Genomic DNA, 20,714 nt, shown 5'->3' with positions numbered 1-20,714 from the left:
TAATTATAACAGATGGGGAGGTTCTTATTTTTATTGCTTTTAGAACGTTAATGTATCAAGGCATTACGATTATGAAATTTGCTCAACTATAAAGAGGAGGGAGAGAGGTCAAAAAAATGAAGACAGTCATTAAAACATTTATCAAAACGCTCAATGAAGCAGAAATAAATATCTACGCAATTGTGATTACCTATTATTTTATCTTGGCTTTTTTCCCACTTCTTATTGCATTGGGAAACTTGTTGCCACTATTACATTTGAATCTTAATGGTGCGCTTCCTTACATTAAAGAAATCCTACCGCCAGATATCTATAAGCTCGTCATGGAATACTTACCTAAAGATTTTATGACGCAGTTTAACGGTGGCTTACTTTCAATTTCTGCAATAGGTACTTTCTGGGCAATCAGTAAAGGTATCAATGGCATTCAGATGAGCTTGGATAAGGCATATGGTTTACAAAAACAAAGGATGCAAATTATTCGGCGCCTATTTTCTTTCTTAATGGTTTTTATTCTAATCTTTGTGGTGGCTGTTTTAATCTTAGTGATGGGATTTGGCCAGACTATTTTAGAATTTGTGCTACCTCGTGTAGGTTTGGAAGAAGAAATTTTAGAAACATTCTTGGCATTGCGGTGGCCGATTACAACCTCGGTACTCTTTGTCGTCTTGTTTATGATTTATTATTTGGTTCCAAATGTCAAAAATCATTTTCGAGCAATCTTGCCGGGGACTATTTTTACAACAATCGGTTGGTTGTTTATGACTCAGTTTTTTAGTTTATACGTCAATTATATTTCTAAGAAACTCACCAGTTATGGCGTAATCGGAAGTTTTATTTTGTTTATCTTATGGTTAAATATTGCCGCTACATTGATTATTATCGGTGGCGTCATTAATGTCACCGTACAGAAAGTTTTCTTTGGCGAAATTGAAGTACGGAACCGTGTAATAACAGACTATATTGAAGATAAAATGAATCTATCACGTGTTGAACGAAACAAAAATAAAAACTCACGCTTTTGATGGGTACTGTTATTTTTGTTGATTCGTGATAGATTTTTCTTTGTGAAGTAATTCAATTAATGACTTGATAATGAACAAGAACGATTAAAGTTAAAAGGAGTAGATTTGTGAAAAACAAAAAAATGTGGGCAGTATTTGTCTTTTTTGTTTTTGTTTTATCATTAAATGGTATTCTAAATGCAATTACTGAGAATTTTGGTGACTCAAAAAATCAAACGGCAGTAGTGTCGGCTACAAAAGAAGCCCCACTTTTATTCGTTATTTTGCTATTCGTCATTTTAGGACCATTCTTAGAAGAAATTATTTTTCGGAAGATACTAATTACAGAATTATCACAGATAATTGATAAACGGATTGCGATTTCATTTTCGATTTCGTCATTTGTTTTAATTCGTGTGCATCAACCAATTGATATCGTAAATTATCTACCTGTGGCAGTGGTCTTTACTTACGCGTATTTAAAATCAGGACAGCATCTCTCGTTTAGTCTTTCAATTCACGTCATGAATAATACTTTCGCCATTCTTTTTCCCTTGCTAATAAATAAAAAAATCCAAGTCGATTGTTATGCTCAATCGGCTTGGATTTTTGTGTTAAATTATTTTCTTTTTTTTGCTTTTTTTTCTTGTCGTTCAGCTTTAACCTGTGTTCGATAGGCTTTATTACCAATATATTTAAAAGCTGTTAATAAAGGTTGTCGATCGGTATCTAATAGTCCAAGTAACTCACTAAGGATTTGAATTCCTAGAGTAATCGCAATTACTAGTAATACAGTAGCCCAAGTGTTGGTGAAGAGATATAGTAAGGCAATCGTTGAGAAAATTAACGCCAAACAATAAATCATTAATACCGCGCCACGATGCGTAAAGCCAAGCGACATCAGACGATGATGGAGATGCATTTTATCCGCAGATGAAATTGGTCGGTTATTAATCTTTCGACGTAGCATCGCAAAAACAGTATCCGTAATCGGCACACCTAAAATAATTAAGGGCGTGATCAACGAGATGAATGTTGCATTTTTCAGGCCTTGAATCGATAGCACTGAAATCATAAAGCCTAAAAACAATGCACCAGTATCGCCTAAAAAAAGTTTTGCGGGATAAAAGTTATAAGGGAAAAAGCCTAAAACGCTCGCTAAAAGGATAAAAATTGTAATGGGAACTTGCAAAACGACGGCACCAGAAAAGCTACTGACGTAACCGACAATCCCCATCGAAAACAGAGCAATCGCAGAGATTCCTGTAGCGAGCCCATCTAAGCCATCAACTAAGTTAATCGCATTTGTTAGTGCTAAAATCCATAAAATGGTAAAAGGATAGCTCAAGCTACCAAGGGAAATTAAACCAATGTATGGTAAAGTTATTGTTTTTATCGTTAGATCAAACACAAAACAGATATATAATGCGGCTATCATGATTCCAATGAGTTTTTGTCTTGGTGTTAATTCATAAATATCATCAATTAACCCCGTAATGACAATAATTCCAGATGAGACAATAAGATGAAGAGCATATTTTATTGGAATTAATTCATTAAACAAAAAAACTAGCGAAATAGAAAAGGCAAGATATATTGCAAGTCCACCTGCTGTGGGCATAGGCTTTGTGTTAATTCGTCTTTTACTTGGTTGATCGACTGCACCGATCTTAAATGCTAATTTTTTAACGATAGGAGTAATCCCCAAAGCTAAAAGAAGCGTCGCAATTAGGCGGATTGCTAAACTAAGAATAAAGTTCATATAAGTACCTACTTTCACAATTCACATCAATTATAACTGATTTGTGTTGGTGAAACAATTATTAAAAAAATTTTAAAGATTTATTAAATTTACATTGAATTTAAATTTATCTTTGTTTAGAAGTAGCGTTGTGTTATACTAACAAGCAGAATAATATATGATAGTGAAGAATAATAATTGATTAATAGGAGTTTTCATATTGAGTGCAAAGAGTTCAAAGAGAAAAAACGCCTATGAGCGTGACAGTCTTCAAGGGGGAAATCATACTCGTAGAAGAAACAGAAGACAACAAAAAATTGCAAGAACAAGTTGGGTAGTGAAGCTAACAAAGTTTTTAACAATTGTATTATTGTTAGTCATTCTGGGTGTCATTGGTTATGGCGTGAAAATGTTAACAGACGCAAACCAATTTTTAAATAATTCATACCAACCCCGAAAGAACAGTCAAGTCAATGATAAAATTGACGTTCAAAAAGATCCGATTTCAATTCTAGTTTTAGGACTAGATGATGATGATAAACGAAACTTAGGCAGTGCTCGTACAGACTCCATGTTATTATTATCAGTCAACCCTCAAACTGAAGATATCAACATTACAAGTATCCCACGTGATACATATACGCAGATTAATAGTAAAGATTACAACGGCAAAGATAAAATTAATGCGGCCTTTGCTTACGGTGGTATCGATTCAACCATTGATGCCGTTGAAAACTTAGTTGATGTGCCAATTAATTATTATGTCACTGTTGATTTCCAAGCTTTTGAAAAAATTGTGGATGAACTCGGTGGTGTCGATATTGATGTACCATTTACATTAACTGAGCAAAATGCGCAAGGTAAAAAAGTTGTAAACCTTAAAAAAGGGCATCATACCCTATCTGGTGAAGAGGCATTAGCCTTCGCACGTACCCGTTACATTGATAACGACGTGGAACGTGGTAAACGTCAGCAACAAGTGTTCGAAGCAATCGCGAAAAAAGCAATGAGCATGGGTTCAATTGCTAAATATAAAGGATTACTTGAAGCCCTAGACGGACATTTCCAAACAGATATGCCTTCTGACAGAATTCTTTCAGTTGCCCAATCAGGTTTAACCAAAGATTATAAATTCCACTCTTATGTTTTCTCATGGATGGGATTTGACTATGCACCATATGGTGAAACAATGAGTATGGTCGGACTACATCAAGATAGTCTTGAATATATTTCGCATAAATTCAAAGTGTCTCTTGGCTTAGAAGGCAAAGATGAACGCGATGAACATGGATATAAATTTGAATCAAATGGTATCGTTGCACCAGAAACATATCCGCAAGACGGAATGGCAATCGATCAACCTTAATGAAAAACCAAAGAAACACATGATTTCAACCGAGATTATGTGTTTTTTTTCTGGAAATTTTAGCAAGTACAATAAACTTTGTCTCATTAAATTGTTTGAAATTCCTAAACAAATTAATAAATTTTTAAGGTTATTTTGATATATCTTGTAAATTAGTGTAAAATCTTCATGAGGTTTCAGTCAAAGAAAGAATAGGATGGTTCGATAAGAATGGAACAAGAAAAAAATGTAAAAGTTGAGTTATCAATGATTACAAAAGAATATGATTTATATAAGAAAAAATCAGATAAAATTAAATCGCTATTTAAATTTTCTCAAAAAGGAATTCCTCATTTTTGGAGTTTGAAAGGAATCGACCTTAAAGTTTATGCTGGTGAAGCGGTAGGCTTGATTGGGATTAACGGTTCAGGTAAATCAACCTTATCAAATATCCTCGCAGGGATTATTCCTCAAACGACAGGCCAAATGATGATTGATGGAGAAACATCAATTATTGCGATTGGTGCGGGTTTGAAACCACAATTAACAGGAATTGAAAATATTCGTTTGAAATGTTTAATGAGTGGTTTTACCAATGAACAAATTGATGACATGATGGATGATATTAAAGCTTTCGCTGATTTAGGTGATTTTATTGATCAACCAGTTAAAAACTATTCTAGTGGAATGCGTTCTCGTCTAGGCTTTGCGATTGCGGTACATCATGATCCCGATGTATTAATTATTGATGAGGCCTTATCTGTTGGTGATGATACTTTCTACCAAAAATGTGTGGAACGTATTCTTTTATTCAAAGAACAAGGGAAGACAATTTTCTTTGTCTCACATTCCTTGCCACAAATTGAAACGCTATGTGATAAAGTTGCCTGGATTCATTACGGTGAGTTACGTGAATACGGTGAAATGAAAGAAGTTGTTGCGAACTATCGTGAGTTTATTAAATGGTTCCGCGCGCAAAGTGCAGCCGACAAACAAACATACCAAGATGACTATAAAAAATCGCAACGCGAATTCAACGAAGATAAATTACGTGAATACGCGTTAGAAAAAGGTCACACAGAAGAGGTCTTAAAAGGACCTTCAATGGGTAAAATGTCAGCATTAACCAAAGTAATGTTAATCGCTATGATTGGTTTAGCAGTGTTCTTTGGTGGATTGCAACTGTCTGGCCACTCGTTCCGCTCAGTCATTAATGCTGAAGCACAAAAACATGAACAAATTGAAGTCGTCAAAGAAATCCCAACTGGAGTTCCAGATGAAACATTACCTGCTTAGTTTAGCGAAAACGGGTTATGATTGGCTCGTTAAACTTTTCTCATTGGGTAAAACAACGACTAATCCTCAAAAAGTTACCTATTTATTAAGTTTTCCGAATAATGATCATGGTCTAATTCGTGAATTGAATCAAAAGTATGATTTGACTGTTTGTTATACGAAAGACTTAACAGATGAAGCGACGGGTTTGGCCTTGCTTGGGATTAAAACGCAGCCGATTTTTGGTATCAGTGGCTTGAAAAAAACTGTAAAAGCAGTACGTACTAGTCGTTGGTGTTTAGCAGATAATTATTTTGCCTTTTTAGGTGCAATTAAAAAGCCTGAAGGGTTAGCGATAATCCAACTTTGGCATGCGACAGGTGCGATTAAAACTTTTGGTTACGAAGATGCTAGTGTTGCGTCGCGTTCGACTTCTGATAAACATCGTTTTAATCGCGTGTACGCTTCGTTTGATGCTGTGGTTGTCGCTTCACCAAGAATGGGTCAAATCTTTGAACGTAGTTACGGTATTCATCCTGAAAAACTTTGGTCATTGGGTTTTCCGAGAACAGATCATTTGGTCTTAGAAAAAGAAACGGCAGTGCCAATTGTTAAAACGAAAAAACGGATTTTATATTTACCGACATATCGTGATTATGATTTAGAAGAGTATCCCTTGGACTTAGCAGTTCTCTCAGAAAGGCTCAGTGCTGAATATGAATTGTGGATTAAAGAGCATCCTGCAAGTCATTGGCCTAAACCGGATCAAGACGATGGTGGTTTTGTCCATCTCGTTGAAACCGCAACAAGTGCAGATGATTTGCTATTAGCCGCAGATGTTTTGATTACAGATTATTCTTCTGTTGCTTTTGACTATAGTTTAATTCAACCAGAGGGACAATTAATTTTTTATTGGTTTGATGAAGCGAGGTATCGCACACAACCTGGTTTGCAAAAAGGCATCGAAACAGAATTATCATCAATGATTGCGTATCACACTGAAGAAGTGCTCGCAATGATTCAAAATACAGAACAAACAGATTTATCCGAATTTAATCAAATTTGGAATACATATAATGACGGTAACGCAACGATGCGTTTACTGAATAAAATGGATGGAGCTTAAGATATATGCAGTATCCAATCGAACGTGTTTATGATACTCCCGTTGATATTTTAACGATGGACGATATCATACGTGACATGAGTACACATTTTAATCAACAGAAAAAAATGACACTCGCAAGTATCAATCCGCAAATTATTTTAATGGCGGATAGTAATCCTCAAGTTAAAGCCTTTATTGAATCTGCTTCTCACCGTTTTGCTGATGGGATCGGTGTCGTTAAGGTATCAAGATGGACCAAAGGACAGATTACTGAGCGCATTGCCGGGATTGATGTCATGGTTGAAACTTTAAAATATGCTAATCAATTTCATAAAAAAATCTTTCTCTATGGCGCAAAGCCAGAAGTTGTTGAAAAAGCGGCTGCGGCAATTCAAAAGGATTATCCGCATTTAGAAGTCGCAGGCTACATAGATGGTTATACTACACAAGCAAATGATGAAATTGTGGCACACATTAACCAAAGCGGTGCTGACATGTTGTTTGTTGCTTTAGGGTCACCCAAACAAGAAGAATGGTTGAATAACTTTATGCCACAACTAAACTGTACCGTATTTCAAACGGTCGGAGGTAGCTTAGATGTGTTAAGTGGCACGGTCAGACGTGCACCGGAATTTTTCATTAAAACGAATTTAGAGTGGGTTTATCGGTCATTTAGCCACCCATCAAGATTGTATCGCATTCTGCAAGTGCCAGAATTTGTAGGTAAATCTTTAGCGTGGCATCGAAAAATTAAGTCCGATATTAAGGAGAGTTAAACAGTGAATGATGCAAAAACAGTACTTTTAGAGCAATTTAATAATTTTGGAATTATTCGTCGTATTTCGAAATATGAAGAAAAAGCGACGTATCAAAGTCACTACTTAGGCTTAGTTTGGCAATTTTTAAATCCAGCCATTCAAATCGGAATCTATTATTTAGTTTTCGGGATTGGTTTGTATCAAGGAAAAGAAGTGCGTGGTGTCCCTTATATTGTGTGGATGTTAATCGGGATAATTACATGGTTTTTCTTGAACAGTTCAATCTTAGGTGGTTCAAATAGTATCTACAAACAAATTGGGATGGTTTCGAAAATGAAATTCCCAGTAAGTATTTTGCCATCAGTTAATATGGCGAGTAACTTTGTTTCTTATCGTGCAATGATGCTACTATTATTGGTAACCATGTTTGGTTTTAGAGTGTCACCAACTATTTATTGGCTCCAATATTTCTATTATTTCTTCTGTATGATTGCCTTTTTATTTGCTTTTGGAATTCTGAACTCAACGATTACCATTTTGGTACGTGATTATCATATTATGTTGCAATCGATTTTGAGATTATTATTCTATTTATCAGGGGCAATTATGGACTTCTCAAGGTTGGCTGTTTTTCAAGGTAAACATGGTTGGTTCATTCATTTACTTGAATTAAATCCACTTTATTATATTATCAATGGGTTCCGCGATTCGTTCCTATCTGATGCGTGGTTCTGGGAAAAAGGCACACAAACGATTTTCTTTTGGTTGATTACAGGAATTCTGTTAATTGTCGGTTCTCATATCCATATGAAATTTAGAGCACGTTTTGTTGACTTTATCTAATCCAGAGGAGCTTATCACCAATGCGAAAATTAGTTGAAGGACTGGTTTCAGTTCTCTTTAAAATCATGGGCTGTTTTCAAAATGAAAAATTAGTTTATTTTGAAAGCTTCCATGGTAAACAATACAGTGATAATCCAAAAGCAATCTACCAATTTATAGAAAAACAATATCCAGACTACAAGTTAGTTTGGGGAGTTACAAAGGGATATGAAGTGCCATTTCGAGCGCAAAATATTCCTTTTGTAACGCGCTTTTCAATAAAGTGGTTTTTTGTTATGCCGCGTGCTAAAGCATGGGTTATCAATACCAGAACACCACTTTGGTTACATAAACCAAAAAATACACGCTATATTCAAACCTGGCATGGCACACCACTTAAAAAAATAGGTTGTGATATTCCAGAAGTTAAAATTCCTGGGTATACATCAGAGAGTTATCGTGAGAGCTTCCGCAAAGAGTCGGCACGATGGAATTATTTGATTTCACCGAACGCGTATTCGACTAAAATATTTGGGCAAGCCTTTCAATACAATGGTATAATCAAAGAATATGGTTATCCGCGTAACGATAATTTAACGCTTGAAAAAGACAATTTTGAGCTGAAACAGCAGATAAAAGAAAAGTTGGGTATTCCATTAGACAAAAAATTAGTCTTGTATGCACCAACTTGGCGCGAAACGGATCAAAGAGTTGGCGGTTTGTATCAATTTGGCACACCGTTTCCATTTGAAAAGATTGCTCAGACTTTTGGTGACGAGATTGTCTTACTCACACGAATGCATTATTTAGTGGCGCAACAGTTTGATTTCTCAAATTGGCCTGATCGTGTTATGGACGTTTCCACTGGTATTGATATGAGTGATTTATTATTAATTAGTGATTTATTGATTACGGATTATTCATCATGTATGTTTGATTTTGCGATTACAAATCAACCAATTCTTTACTATATTCCGGACGTTGCCGATTATGAAGAAGAGTTGCGTGGCTTTTACTTTGATTTAGACGCAACACTACCTGGACCGATGATTCAATCGGAAGAAGAAATCATGCACTATTTAGAGATTTTCTTAACTAATACAGACACGTTAAAAACGAAACATTATCAGCAGTTTAAAGATAAATTTACTGCACTTGAAGATGGGGAAGCAACAAAACGAATTGTTGCACAAATTGTACAGAACTGAGAGGAGAATGACTGTTGGGCATCACGAACAACATAAAGCGACTAGTCACACCTGGTCTTAAACCAGTATTATCACAATCGGGGAAAATAGTCGATACATACACACATTACTTTAAAACGGAGACAATCGAGAAAAATACATTTTTCTACGAAAGCCGTGATGGGCAATCGATGACAGATTCGCCACTCGCAATTTTTGAATATCTTTACCAAAAAGATGTCGAAAAAAATTATCAACATATTTGGAGTTATGTCGCTTCTAAAGAGATGGACACTATTCGTCGTAACTATCAGGATGCTTCAAATATTACTTTTGTTGAGCGCGACTCAGATGCGTACTTAAAATGGCTTAATAAAGCTGAATATTTAATTAATAATGCAACATTCCAAGCCTATGTCACAATTAAACCAGAACAAACTTATATTAATACTTGGCATGGGACACCACTCAAAACAATGGGCTTTGATATACCGGGGAATCCATCAGGCTCACAAAACGTAGTGCGTAACTTTTATATGGCGGATTATTTATTAAGTCCAAACGCACACACAAGCAAAATGTTCCTAGATAGCTTCCGCTTAAGGGATGGTTTTGAAGGAGAAATCTTAGAATCTGGTTATCCAAGAATTGATCAAACTTTCGCAACTAACCATGATGCGATTTTAAAACAACTTTTCCAATTTAAGTTATCGATTGATTTAGGCAAAAAAATTATGCTGTATACGCCAACTTGGAAAGGTTCAAGTACGGCCAATGCGCGTAATGATGTCGAACAAATTCATCATGAGATGGCTCGTATTCGTGAAGAGATGGGTGATGAATACAATATCTTAGTTAAAGTCCATCCATTCCTTTATAAGAAGGCATTAGAGTATGCACCACTGCAACCTTATTTAGTGCCAGACAGCCTTGATACAAATAAAATTCTCGGTTTGGTCGATGTCTTAATTACTGATTATTCAAGTATTTTCTTTGACTACTTAGTGACCAATCGTCCTATTCTTTTCTACTGTTGGGATGATGATTTATATACAACTGATCGTGGTCAATACTTCACTTATGATGAATTACCTGGACCAGTGAGTTTCACAATAGAACATTTAATTGCAGAGTTAAAAGATTTAGAGGCAGTAAAAACTAAAAGTGCTGCCAATTATCAACGTTTTAAAGCAGAATTTACTAATTATGATGATGGCTGTTCGACTGAACGTTATTTAGATTATATTTTAGAGCGCAAACATGACGAACAAATGATGACCATCATCCGTCGTGATACTGCGAAGAAAAAATTACTCTTCTATCCTGGTGGAATGATGAATAATGGGATTACAAGTAGTTTGATGAACTTGATTCAGAATATTGATTTTTCAATCTACGATGTGACGTGTGTCATTGATCGACCAAGAACAAAAGCACAAATGGATAATATTAATGCCTTACCAAAAGAAACACACTTACTTTTCCGCTTTAGTCATCCAAACTTTGAGGTTAAAGAAGCCTACCGTGATTTATGGATTACGTCGCGAGGTGTGAAAAATGAAGAGAAATATCCACAAGAAATCTATGAACGTGAATGTTTACGTTTATTAGGGAAACAACATTTTGATGTGGCCATCGACTTTAGTGGGTACAGTTTCTATTGGGCCAAATTCATGTTAGCGGCACCGACATATCGTCGTTTGTGCTTTATGCATAGTGATATGGCGGCTGACCGTGAACGTGTCGTAAATGGACGTAAAATTCATAAAGTAAATCTAACAGGACTCTTTAGTGTTTATAATAAATTTGATGAGCTAGTTTCAGTTTCTGAAATTACACGTGACACAAACCGTGAAAAACTTGCGAAATATGCACCGACAGAGAAATTTGTCTATACTCCAAATACAATTAATCCAGAACGTATTTTGGGTATCGTCGGCACAAATAGTACGCAAGCAGATTCATTAAAAACGATTCAACAAACACGTGAAGCACAATTATTAACATCATTGTCAGAAGAAATCGAACTTTATACGACTAGACCAGATTTTGACTATACGCAAAAATTTAATCATCAATTTTATCATCCAGATTTATTAACATTAGGTTTTGTTGAAATTGGCGATAAAACTTATTATAAAATCAGTCAAGACAATCAATATATTGGTTGGATTGATGGTGAGAAGCTTGATGTCTATGATGATCGAATTATTTCAAAAGAAAAAGTATCTTACTTTGGAAGTATTGCAACTCGTTATAACCAAGATATCTTTAGTGCTCCATTGGGCCTTGCAAATTCAACTAGTCTTGGTAATGCGCGTTACTTAAGAAATACTTACGTCAAAATTAATCAAGTCATTACAACCAATACAACACAATCAGTGCCAATTGTTGTCAAAGGTCAACATGTTGGTTGGTTAGCTTTATCTTCAGTCAGAATGTCAAATCGTTTTAACTTCACGAAGCAAAATGCTCGTGTACCATTCAAAATTCGTTTGGCTCGTGGTGTGTTAACACCATTGAATCGTTTGAAAAATCATAGTGAGCTTAAAAAACTAAAATATCAAGCAACAGAAGCTGTTGAACTTAATCACTTTATGAAGGTCGTTGCGCCGCAAGAAGTAATAGCGCATGAAGAATTAAATTCAGAAAGCCCAACAGTTAGTTTAGGTGTTTTACCAGCAGTATTTGTGAAGTACACACGTAAAAATAGTCAAGGGAATTGGTGGGTTCTACGCAAGCTTGATGGACGTTCAGTTTACGTGAAACGCGAAAAATTACCTTTAGTTGACGTGATTGAGACAGAAGTGGCTTATCAACAAGCTGAACACTATGAAGTAAATGTCTTGCCTGAGCAATTAACTATTTACGCTTCAGAAGAAATGCTTCTTAAAGATGAAGGCACACTGGTTCAGAAACTTGAAACAGTTGAAGTCGTTCAGTCATTGATTACAACAGATGATGTGAACTACCTACAAGTGAAGTGGGGTGAACGTCTTGTGTGGATTAATGAAGATCAGACTGAGAAAAGTGATGCGTCAGGTGTCATTAACCATCAAGGTGACTTCTTAGCTTATCCCGATCCAAATGAATTAAATTTTGTGACAATGGGACGTCTTTCGCAAGAAAAAAATCAAGTGATGTTAGTTGAAGCTTTTGCCAAATTCTATCGTGAAAACAAACGTGGACGTCTCTATATTATTGGAGCTGGTCCAGAAGAAGAAACGTTACGCGCTAAAATTGCTGAAGAAAACATTAAGGACGAAGTAGTTTTAGTCGGTCAATTGGCCAATCCATTTTCATATATGAAACGTTGTGATATTTTCATCTTGACGTCATTCTATGAAGGTCAACCAATGGTACTGCTTGAAGCAATGACACTTGATATGAATATTATTTCAACTGATATTCCTGCTTGTCGTTATGTATTAGAAGACGGCGCGTATGGCTACTTAGCTAAAACTAATGATTCAGATGGTATCAAAGCTGGCATGCAACTTGTGAGTCAGCCTGGTACAACGTTTAAAGAATTTAAACCATATGATTATAATCAAGAAGCGGTGGCACAATTTTACACACTTTTAGAAACAACACCTGAGGAGGTTACATTATAATGCACTATCTGATTACCGGAGGAGCCGGCTTTATAGGCTCAAATTTAACCAATGCACTATCTAACGAACATCACGTTGTCGTGATTGATGATTTATCAATGGGTAAACTTGAGAATATCAATGAGAGTGACAATGTAACATTTATTAAAGGGAGCGTAACAGACAAAGCTTTAATGGAAAAAGTTTTATCAGAACATTCATTTGACTATATTTTCCATTTGGCAGCTGTAGCGAGTGTTGCTGATTCAGTCGAACGACCTATGGAAACACATCAAGTCAATTTTGTTAGTGTTTTAAATCTGTTAGATCTTGTTCAAAAGACGCAAAAGGATCTAAAACGTTTAGTCTTTTCTTCTTCAGCAGCTGTTTATGGCGATGAACCAACTTTACCAAAACATGAGGAGTCAGTGATTCGCCCCTTAACACCTTATGCAATTGATAAATTTGCAGCTGAGAAGTACGTTTTAGTGTATAATAATCTGTATGGCATACCAACGTCAGCAGTTCGCTTCTTTAACGTGTTCGGACCGAATCAAAACCCAGAGTCACCTTACTCTGGCGTGATTTCAATTATCCTTGATCGTTATGAACGTGCTAAACGTGGTGAAGAATCAAGTTTTACATTATTTGGAGATGGTAAACAAACACGTGACTTTGTTTATATTGAAGATGTCTTACAAGCTTTATTGCTAGTTGCGACAAAAGAAGAAGCTTGTGGCCAAGTCTTTAACGTAGGGACACAAAATAAAACAACTTTAACTGATTTACTAACTTATTTAGATGAATTGGTCGGTATTCACTTACCAGTTCAATATGAAGAAGAACGCTCAGGCGATATTAAAGACTCATATGCTGATGTCAGCAAATTAATGGGAATTGGCTATAAGCCGAATCATACAGTGACAGAAGGTTTAGAGAAGTATTTGAAGACATTGGGGATGTAGGAGTTTGAACTGAGATAATCGGGCATTTTGAAACAGGGGTTCGGTCACTAGCTAATCCCGCTAAAAAAGCAAAGAGCGCTTTTGTTATCGGTTTTATCTAGTGACTCACCCCTAAACGTTTCAAAATGCACCTGAGATAGACGGGCATTTTCGAGCAGGGATTCGGTCTCTAGCTAACTCTGATAAAAAAGCAAAAAGCGCTTTTGTTCTCAGACTTATCTAGTGACTCATCCCTAAGCGCTCGAAAATGCACCTTTAGCTAGAATCTTTTTTATGGTTCTGGCTTTTTTTGTAAGAAAGGAAATCGATATGCGAAAGAAAAAAGTAATGAGTATTTTTGGGACTCGGCCGGAAGCGATTAAGATGGCTCCTGTGGTTCAGGAGTTGGAAAAAAATGCGGATCAGTTTGAGTCGATTGTTGTTGTAACGGCACAGCATCGTGAGATGTTGGATCAAGTGCTCGATATTTTTAAGATTACACCAGATTATGACTTGGATATAATGAAGCAAAATCAAACACTATCAGAGATGACAAGTCGTGTTTTGATGGCATTAGATGAAATTTTAAGTCAAGAAAAACCAGATATCGTTTTGGTTCATGGTGATACGACAACGTCATTTGTTGCTAGTTTAGCAGCATTCTACCATCAAATTAAAATTGGTCATGTGGAAGCGGGTCTAAGAACATGGGATAAATATGCACCTTATCCAGAAGAGATGAATCGTCAAATGACGGATTGTTTAGCTGACGTATATTTTGCACCAACTGAATTGAGTCGTGAAAATCTACTGAAGAGTCCGATAAATCCAGAAAAAATATTCGTAACAGGAAATACGGTAGTAGATGCTATCCAACAAACGACCCTTTTAGGCTTTACTCATCCGGTTAGTCAGAAGTTAAAAAAAGATACGAAAAAAATATTATTGACGATGCATCGCCGCGAAAATTTAGGAAAACCTATGGAAAATGTTTTTTTTGCAGTGCAAGAAATTGTAGAAAAAAATAACGATGTGGAAGTTATTTATCCTGTTCATCCGAACCCTAAAGTCCAAGAAATGGCTCGAAAAATTCTTGGACATTTATCGCAAGTTCATTTAATAGAACCACTAGACGTTGTTGACTTCCATAACTGCATGGCAACGGTTGACTTTATAATCAGTGATTCAGGTGGTGTTCAAGAAGAGGCCCCTTCGGTAGGTAAAAAAGTCTTAGTTTTACGAGATAAGACTGAACGACCTGAAGGATTAGAGACGGGAGTCTTAAAACTTATTGGAACACAAAAAGAAAAAGTGTATAATGAAATTGATGAATTGCTTGCAGAAGTAGGGGTCACTCATGATGACAAGTTAAAAAACAATCCTTACGGACAAGGGGATGCGAGCCAAAAAATAATTGAAATATTAAGCGAAATTCTTTAGGAAATTCCATTGTATACAAATATGATTTTTGTTACTATGATGTTATTGTTTTTGGATTTATAAGGAAGATATTTTGGAGGGAAACATGGAAGAGACAATTAGTTTACAGGACGTATTTAAGTTGTTGAAACAGAAAATTTTGTTTGTTTTGACAGCGATGCTTTTAGGGTTAGGGGTCTCAGCAGTTTTAACCTTTTTTGTCATCACACCGAAATATAGTGCGACGACTCAGTTAATTGCGACGATGCCAGCATCAGACAACTTAAATGCTGATAGTATCAACACAAACTTGATGATGATCAATACGTATAAGGATTTCATCAGTGGCAATGTTGTAACCGAAGAAGCCAGTGAAAAGTTAGCGGATAAAACAAGTTTTAAACGCACTGCTCCTGAGATTAAAGAGATGGTTACAGTTGAACAAACTCAAAATTCACAAATGTTTTCGATTAACGTAAAATCGGAAAATCCAACGGAAGCTGCACAGCTAGCAAATATTGTGGCTGAGATATTCCAAAAGGAAGCTAAAAAGTATACAAACGTCGATAAGGTGTCAATTATTTCGGAAGCCGACCGTCCTGATTCACCAGTTTCACCAAACAAATTATTGAATTTGGCGATTGGTGCAGTCCTTGGGATTATCGTAGGTGTAGGCTTAGCCTTTTTAAGTGAGTTATTAAACCGTACCATCAAATCAGAAAACTATATCGTTGAAGAGTTAGGATTACCAATTTTAGGTGTAATTCCAAAATTGGAACGTAAAGAAATCGTAACTTATCGTAAAGAACAAGAACGTGCCTTTAAATTAGGAGACTTCTATGTTGAAGAAGATGCGTATAGTATGAATAATGACTTAGTTGATGGATTAGAACAAGAAGCAAATGATTTGAGTAGTACAAGTTTTGAAAGAGATTTCCAAACACCAAATTATTTCTCTGAAAATCAAGAGTTTTCAAGTGAAGACTTTGAAAAATATCGCGACTAGTCACATAAGTTAAGGGAGAACAACATGGCAAACAATAAAAAAATGGAAAAATCCGAAGCATCGGCACTTTTTACGATTGCAGCACCAAAGTCGCCTGTAACGGAACAATTTAAGACTGTCAGAACAAATATTAAATTTGCACAGACAGATAAACCAATTAAAAGTGTAGTTATCACATCTTCTGGACCAAGTGAAGGTAAGTCAACTTTATCTTCAAACTTAGCAGTTGCGTTTGCGCAGTCTGGAATGAAAACACTTTTAGTGGATGCGGATATGCGTCGCCCAGTCGTACATTCTACGTTTGACTTGGAGAACACACGTGGATTATCGACTCTTTTAAGTGTGCGTCGTTTATCATTACAAGATGTAACACAAGATACGGAAATTCCGAATCTTTCAGTGATGACTAGTGGTCCTAAAGCACCTAACCCGTCTGAGTTACTATCATCACAACGTATGCGTCGCGTCATTGAATTATTGGAGCAACAATATGATTTCATTATTTTTGATATGCCTCCATTAATCAACGTAACGGATGCACAAATCATTAGTAACCAAGTCGATGGCGTTATTCTTTCGGTAAAAGAAGGCGTGACTGAAAAACCATTACTTACGAAAGCAGTTAACTTGTTAAGACAAGTGGATGCTAATGTTTTAGGTACAGTTTATATCGGCTCAGCACCAGAAGCGGGCTACGGTTACTACTATTCATAGAATAGATTAAATTAAGTTTATTACACGGAAAGGGGAAAACACATGTCAATTGATATCCATTGCCATATTTTACCAGGCATCGATGATGGTGCTCAAAACTTAGAAGCGTCACTTTTAATGGCAGAAGCGGCTGTTGAAGAAGGAATTACACATATTTTGTGTACGCCGCATCATAATAATGGTGTCTATCTAAATCCTAGAGAACACGTTATTAAGCACGTTGCAGCGTTACAAGAAGAATTGGATAAACGTAAGATTCCTTTAACACTTTTTGAAGGACAAGAAATTCGTTTGTCGACTGATATTACTTATCGTGTCGAAACACAAGATATCTTATTTGCTGACTTGACGGATACTTATTTATTAATTGAGTTTCCATCTAGTAACATTCCAGCCTATGCTGAGCAAGTACTTTTTGAGTTATGTGCCAATGGCTATCGACCGATCATTGTTCATCCGGAGCGAAATGCACAAATTATGAAAGAACCAAATGATTTAGTTCCTTTTATCGAGATGGGCTGTTTAGCTCAATTAACCAATGCAAGCTTGTTAGGGTTGTTTGGCCGTGAAATTGAGAAAACATCACACACGCTAATTAAACATAATTTAGTTCACTTAATCGCTTCAGATGCCCATGTCCATGAAGGGCGCCGTGCGTTTCACATGCAAGAAGCATATGCAAAACTCGAAAAAGAATACGGTGAAAATCGCCGTAAATTATTCGAGAAAACAGCACTGAATATTATCAGTGGTGAAAAGGTTGATACATTACAGCCTGAGATGATTGAACTGAAATGGTATCAACGATTAGGTTTGTTTAAAAAATAGGAGAAAAAAGGAGTTGGATGTAAAGTGAATCGAAAACAAAAGATCATGGTATTGATTGGGGTCGATACTTTGATTATCGCATTTGCTAATATTATTAGTTACTTATACATCCATTCATTCGTGCCGATGTCTCGTCGCTTCGTCTTGTATTCATTTGTAATACAATTCGCGCTCTATACAATTTTTGCGTTGGTTTTACAAGTCCACAAACGTATCAATCGATACAGTGGTTTTAATGCAATCTTGTCTTTAGGAACGGCGATAACATTAACAAGTGTGATTGAAATTATTATTTTTAGCATTTTTCAATACAAGCGTGCAAATATGTTGCATCTTTTTTCAGCATATTTCATTAGCATCTTGTTATTAGTCGCAAGTCGAGTTGTTTGGCGTGTGATTGCAGAAAGTGGTCTGCATAAGGGGAGAGTATCAAGAGAAAAGAAAAAAGCACTAATTATTGGTGCTGGAGATGGTGGCGAGTTACTTTACAATACATTAAAGAAAAACTCAAGCCAGGGAAATTTAGATGTCGTTGGATTTATTGATGATGATCCAAATAAATTAAACATGTTCTTACAAGGCATTAAAGTAATTGGAACGATTGATGATATTCCTAAACTAGTGAATCGTTATGAGATTGAAGTGCTTACCGTTGCAATACCATCAATGACGCCAAAAGAGTATGAACGTTTATTAGATATTGTTAATCCATTAGATATTACTTTAAACAAAATTCCGTCATTAGAAGAATTAGCAACAGGTAAGGTTGCTGTTTCAAAATTAAGTGATATTGACGTTGTCGATTTATTAGGTCGTGATGAAGTGTCGCTCGATTTAGAAGTCATTAAAGATCAAGTCACTAATGAAACCGTCTTAGTAACAGGCGCAGGTGGTTCAATTGGTTCTGAAATTTGCCGCCAAGTAATGCAATTTTCACCAAAATGCATCGTCTTACTAGGCCATGGTGAAAACTCAATTTATTTAATTGAAAAAGAATTACGCCAAACCTTTGGTAATTCGGAAACAAAAATTGTACCTGTTATTGCAGATGTGCAAGACTATGAACGTATCAATGAAGTTGTTGCGAAATATAAACCAGTGGTTATTTACCATGCAGCAGCACATAAGCATGTACCGTTGATGGAGTATAATCCGCGTGAAGCTGTTAAGAATAATATTTATGGTACTAAAAACGTTGCTTATGCTGCACTTCAAAATGAAGTTCAATCTTTTGTCATGATTTCAACTGATAAAGCTGTTAATCCACCAAACGTGATGGGTGCAACAAAACGTATTTCTGAGATGATCGTGACAGGACTAAACAAAGAAGGAAAGACAAAATTCTCCGCTGTTCGTTTTGGGAACGTTTTGGGAAGTCGTGGGAGTGTTGTTCCATTATTTAAAAATCAAATTGCAGCGGGTGGACCTGTGACAGTTACTGATTTTAGAATGACGCGCTATTTTATGACGATCCCTGAAGCAAGTCGGTTGGTAATCCAATCAGGTGCACTTGCTAAAGGTGGCGAAATCTTTATTTTAGATATGGGAGAACCCGTAAAAATTCTAGATTTAGCACGCCAAATGGTTAAATTAAGTGGATATACAGAAGCTGAGATTCCGATTATTGAGACAGGCATTCGACCTGGTGAAAAATTATATGAAGAATTATTGGTTGATAAAGAACGAGCAAAAGAGCAAGTTCATGAAAAAATATTTGTCGGCACTGTTAATGGCTTCCAATTTGATGAGGTCATGGCGGAAGTGGAAAAACTACCAAAAGATGAAGAGGAATTAATGAAAGAATTAATTCGTTTTGCGAAAGCATCAAGTCAGGAATAAAAGGGGTTTGAATTAATCATGGAGAAAAGAATTTTACTATCTTCGCCACATATGAGTGATGAAAAATTTGAAGAACAGTTTGTTCAAGAAGCCTTTGATACAAACTGGATTGCTCCATTGGGGAAAAATGTGGATGGTTTTGAAAAAGAACTGGCGCAATACGTGGGGATTGATCACGCAGCTGCCCTCTCTTCAGGGACAGCTGCGATTCATTTAGCTTTAAAAGCAGCAGATGTAAAAGCAGGTGACATTGTATTTTGTCAGTCTTTAACTTTTTCAGCATCGGTAAATCCAATTATCTATCAAGGTGCGAAACCAGTCTTTATTGATAGTGATTATGACACTTGGAATATGGATCCAAAAGCTTTAGCAAAAGCTTTTGAATTATATACACCTAAAGCAGTAATCGTTGTCCATCTTTATGGTCAGTCTGCGGATATGGATCCTATTATTGCATTATGTAAAAAATACAATGTGTCACTTATTGAAGATGCCGCTGAAAGTTTAGGTACAACTTATAAAGGAAAACATACTGGTACTTTAGGTGATTATGGTATTTATTCGTTTAACGGAAATAAAATCATCACGACTTCAGGTGGCGGGATGTTTGTGTGTAACGAGGCTGAACGAACTGAAAAAGTTCGTTTTTGGTCTACTCAGAGTCGTGACCAAGCCGCTCATTATCAACATTCAGAGATTGGTTATAATTATCGCATGAGTAATATCTCAGCCGGAATCGGCCGTGGACAATTAAAAGTATTAGATGATCGCGTAACGAAAAAGCGTTCAATCTTTGCTCGGTATAAAGCTGGATTGTCTGATATCTCTGAAATAACTTTTCCAAATGAAAATGAGTGGGAATTCTCAAATCATTGGTTGTCACCAATGCTTGTGAGAGGTAAAGTTACGCCTACAATAATTCTTGAGGAATTAGAAAAGCATAATATTGAAGGACGACCATTGTGGAAGCCAATGCACTTACAACCTATTTTTGAAGAATTCGACTTTGTAGGAGATAAAGTTGCAGAGGATTTATTTGAGAAAGGTTTATGTTTACCAAGTGATTCAAAAATGTCTGAAGCAGAACAAGATCGAGTGATAGAAATAATAAAAAGTTTGTTTGGAGAATAG

At 36.1% G+C, this 20,714-nt stretch carries 17 protein-coding genes; 16 read left to right on the top strand and 1 reads right to left on the bottom strand.

The window, feature by feature from the left end:
- The first annotated feature begins 116 nt into the window (after nt 1-116).
- Nucleotides 117-1,025, top strand: a complete 909-nt coding sequence (locus ESZ54_RS11935) for a YihY/virulence factor BrkB family protein (protein ID WP_136137881.1) — start codon at nt 117-119, stop codon at nt 1,023-1,025.
- A 107-nt stretch (nt 1,026-1,132) separates the two neighbouring features.
- The gene (locus ESZ54_RS11930) at nt 1,133-1,681 is read left to right on the top strand and encodes a CPBP family intramembrane glutamic endopeptidase (protein WP_136137880.1); all 549 of its coding nucleotides are present in this window, start codon (nt 1,133-1,135) and stop codon (nt 1,679-1,681) included.
- Here ESZ54_RS11930 and ESZ54_RS11925 read toward each other — a convergent pair.
- On the bottom strand, nt 1,624-2,766 hold the full coding sequence (locus ESZ54_RS11925; RefSeq protein WP_136137879.1) for a glycosyltransferase family 4 protein: 1,143 nt from the start codon (nt 2,764-2,766) through the stop codon (nt 1,624-1,626). The two genes, ESZ54_RS11930 and ESZ54_RS11925, sit on opposite strands and share 58 nt — an antisense overlap.
- A 316-nt stretch (nt 2,767-3,082) precedes the next feature.
- On the opposite strand from ESZ54_RS11925, the gene ESZ54_RS11920 reads away from it, so the two are divergent.
- The 14 genes from ESZ54_RS11920 (at nt 3,083) to ESZ54_RS11855 (ending at nt 20,714) form a co-directional block, all read left to right on the top strand.
- Nucleotides 3,083-4,111, top strand: a complete 1,029-nt coding sequence (locus tag ESZ54_RS11920; RefSeq protein WP_204249560.1) for an LCP family protein — start codon at nt 3,083-3,085, stop codon at nt 4,109-4,111.
- Between the two features lie 210 nt (nt 4,112-4,321).
- A complete protein-coding gene (locus ESZ54_RS11915) occupies nt 4,322-5,386 on the top strand; it encodes an ABC transporter ATP-binding protein (RefSeq protein ID WP_136137877.1) in 1,065 nt (354 codons plus the stop codon).
- Complete coding sequence (locus ESZ54_RS11910) at nt 5,367-6,491, top strand: CDP-glycerol glycerophosphotransferase family protein (RefSeq protein ID WP_162615188.1); 1,125 nt, start codon at nt 5,367-5,369, stop codon at nt 6,489-6,491. The genes ESZ54_RS11915 and ESZ54_RS11910 overlap by 20 nt, the downstream gene beginning before the upstream one ends.
- A 5-nt stretch (nt 6,492-6,496) precedes the next feature.
- On the top strand, nt 6,497-7,249 hold the full coding sequence (locus tag ESZ54_RS11905; protein WP_136137875.1) for a WecB/TagA/CpsF family glycosyltransferase: 753 nt from the start codon (nt 6,497-6,499) through the stop codon (nt 7,247-7,249).
- 3 nt (nt 7,250-7,252) lie between these two features.
- Nucleotides 7,253-8,074 (top strand): ABC transporter permease, encoded by an 822-nt coding sequence (locus ESZ54_RS11900; RefSeq protein WP_136137874.1) that lies wholly within the window; start codon nt 7,253-7,255, stop codon nt 8,072-8,074.
- Between the two features lie 20 nt (nt 8,075-8,094).
- Nucleotides 8,095-9,261, top strand: coding sequence for a CDP-glycerol glycerophosphotransferase family protein (locus ESZ54_RS11895; RefSeq protein ID WP_136137873.1), 1,167 nt, complete (start codon nt 8,095-8,097; stop codon nt 9,259-9,261).
- 14 nt (nt 9,262-9,275) lie between these two features.
- Nucleotides 9,276-12,854 carry a CDP-glycerol glycerophosphotransferase family protein gene (locus ESZ54_RS11890; protein ID WP_136137872.1) on the top strand — a complete coding sequence of 1,193 codons (3,579 nt, stop codon included), beginning with the start codon at nt 9,276-9,278 and terminating at the stop codon, nt 12,852-12,854.
- On the top strand, nt 12,854-13,798 hold the full coding sequence (locus ESZ54_RS11885; RefSeq protein ID WP_136137871.1) for an NAD-dependent epimerase/dehydratase family protein: 945 nt from the start codon (nt 12,854-12,856) through the stop codon (nt 13,796-13,798). Before ESZ54_RS11890 ends, ESZ54_RS11885 begins: the two co-directional genes overlap by 1 nt.
- Before the next feature lie 309 nt (nt 13,799-14,107).
- Nucleotides 14,108-15,217 carry a non-hydrolyzing UDP-N-acetylglucosamine 2-epimerase gene (gene wecB / locus ESZ54_RS11880; protein ID WP_136137870.1) on the top strand — a complete coding sequence of 370 codons (1,110 nt, stop codon included), beginning with the start codon at nt 14,108-14,110 and terminating at the stop codon, nt 15,215-15,217.
- Between the two features lie 85 nt (nt 15,218-15,302).
- Nucleotides 15,303-16,202 (top strand): YveK family protein, encoded by a 900-nt coding sequence (locus tag ESZ54_RS11875; RefSeq protein ID WP_136137869.1) that lies wholly within the window; start codon nt 15,303-15,305, stop codon nt 16,200-16,202.
- Between the two features lie 24 nt (nt 16,203-16,226).
- The gene (locus tag ESZ54_RS11870) at nt 16,227-16,916 is read left to right on the top strand and encodes a CpsD/CapB family tyrosine-protein kinase (RefSeq protein WP_136137868.1); all 690 of its coding nucleotides are present in this window, start codon (nt 16,227-16,229) and stop codon (nt 16,914-16,916) included.
- Between the two features lie 42 nt (nt 16,917-16,958).
- Nucleotides 16,959-17,744, top strand: coding sequence for a tyrosine-protein phosphatase (locus ESZ54_RS11865; protein ID WP_136137867.1), 786 nt, complete (start codon nt 16,959-16,961; stop codon nt 17,742-17,744).
- 45 nt (nt 17,745-17,789) lie between these two features.
- Nucleotides 17,790-19,583, top strand: a complete 1,794-nt coding sequence (locus ESZ54_RS11860) for a polysaccharide biosynthesis protein (protein WP_136137882.1) — start codon at nt 17,790-17,792, stop codon at nt 19,581-19,583.
- Between the two features lie 15 nt (nt 19,584-19,598).
- A complete protein-coding gene (locus tag ESZ54_RS11855; protein ID WP_275426558.1) occupies nt 19,599-20,714 on the top strand; it encodes a DegT/DnrJ/EryC1/StrS family aminotransferase in 1,116 nt (371 codons plus the stop codon).

It is taken from the genome of Vagococcus silagei (assembly GCF_004795745.1).
In the GTDB taxonomy this organism is placed as follows: Bacteria; Bacillota; Bacilli; order Lactobacillales; family Vagococcaceae; genus Vagococcus; species Vagococcus silagei.
This window is presented reverse-complemented; position numbering and strand designations above follow the sequence as displayed.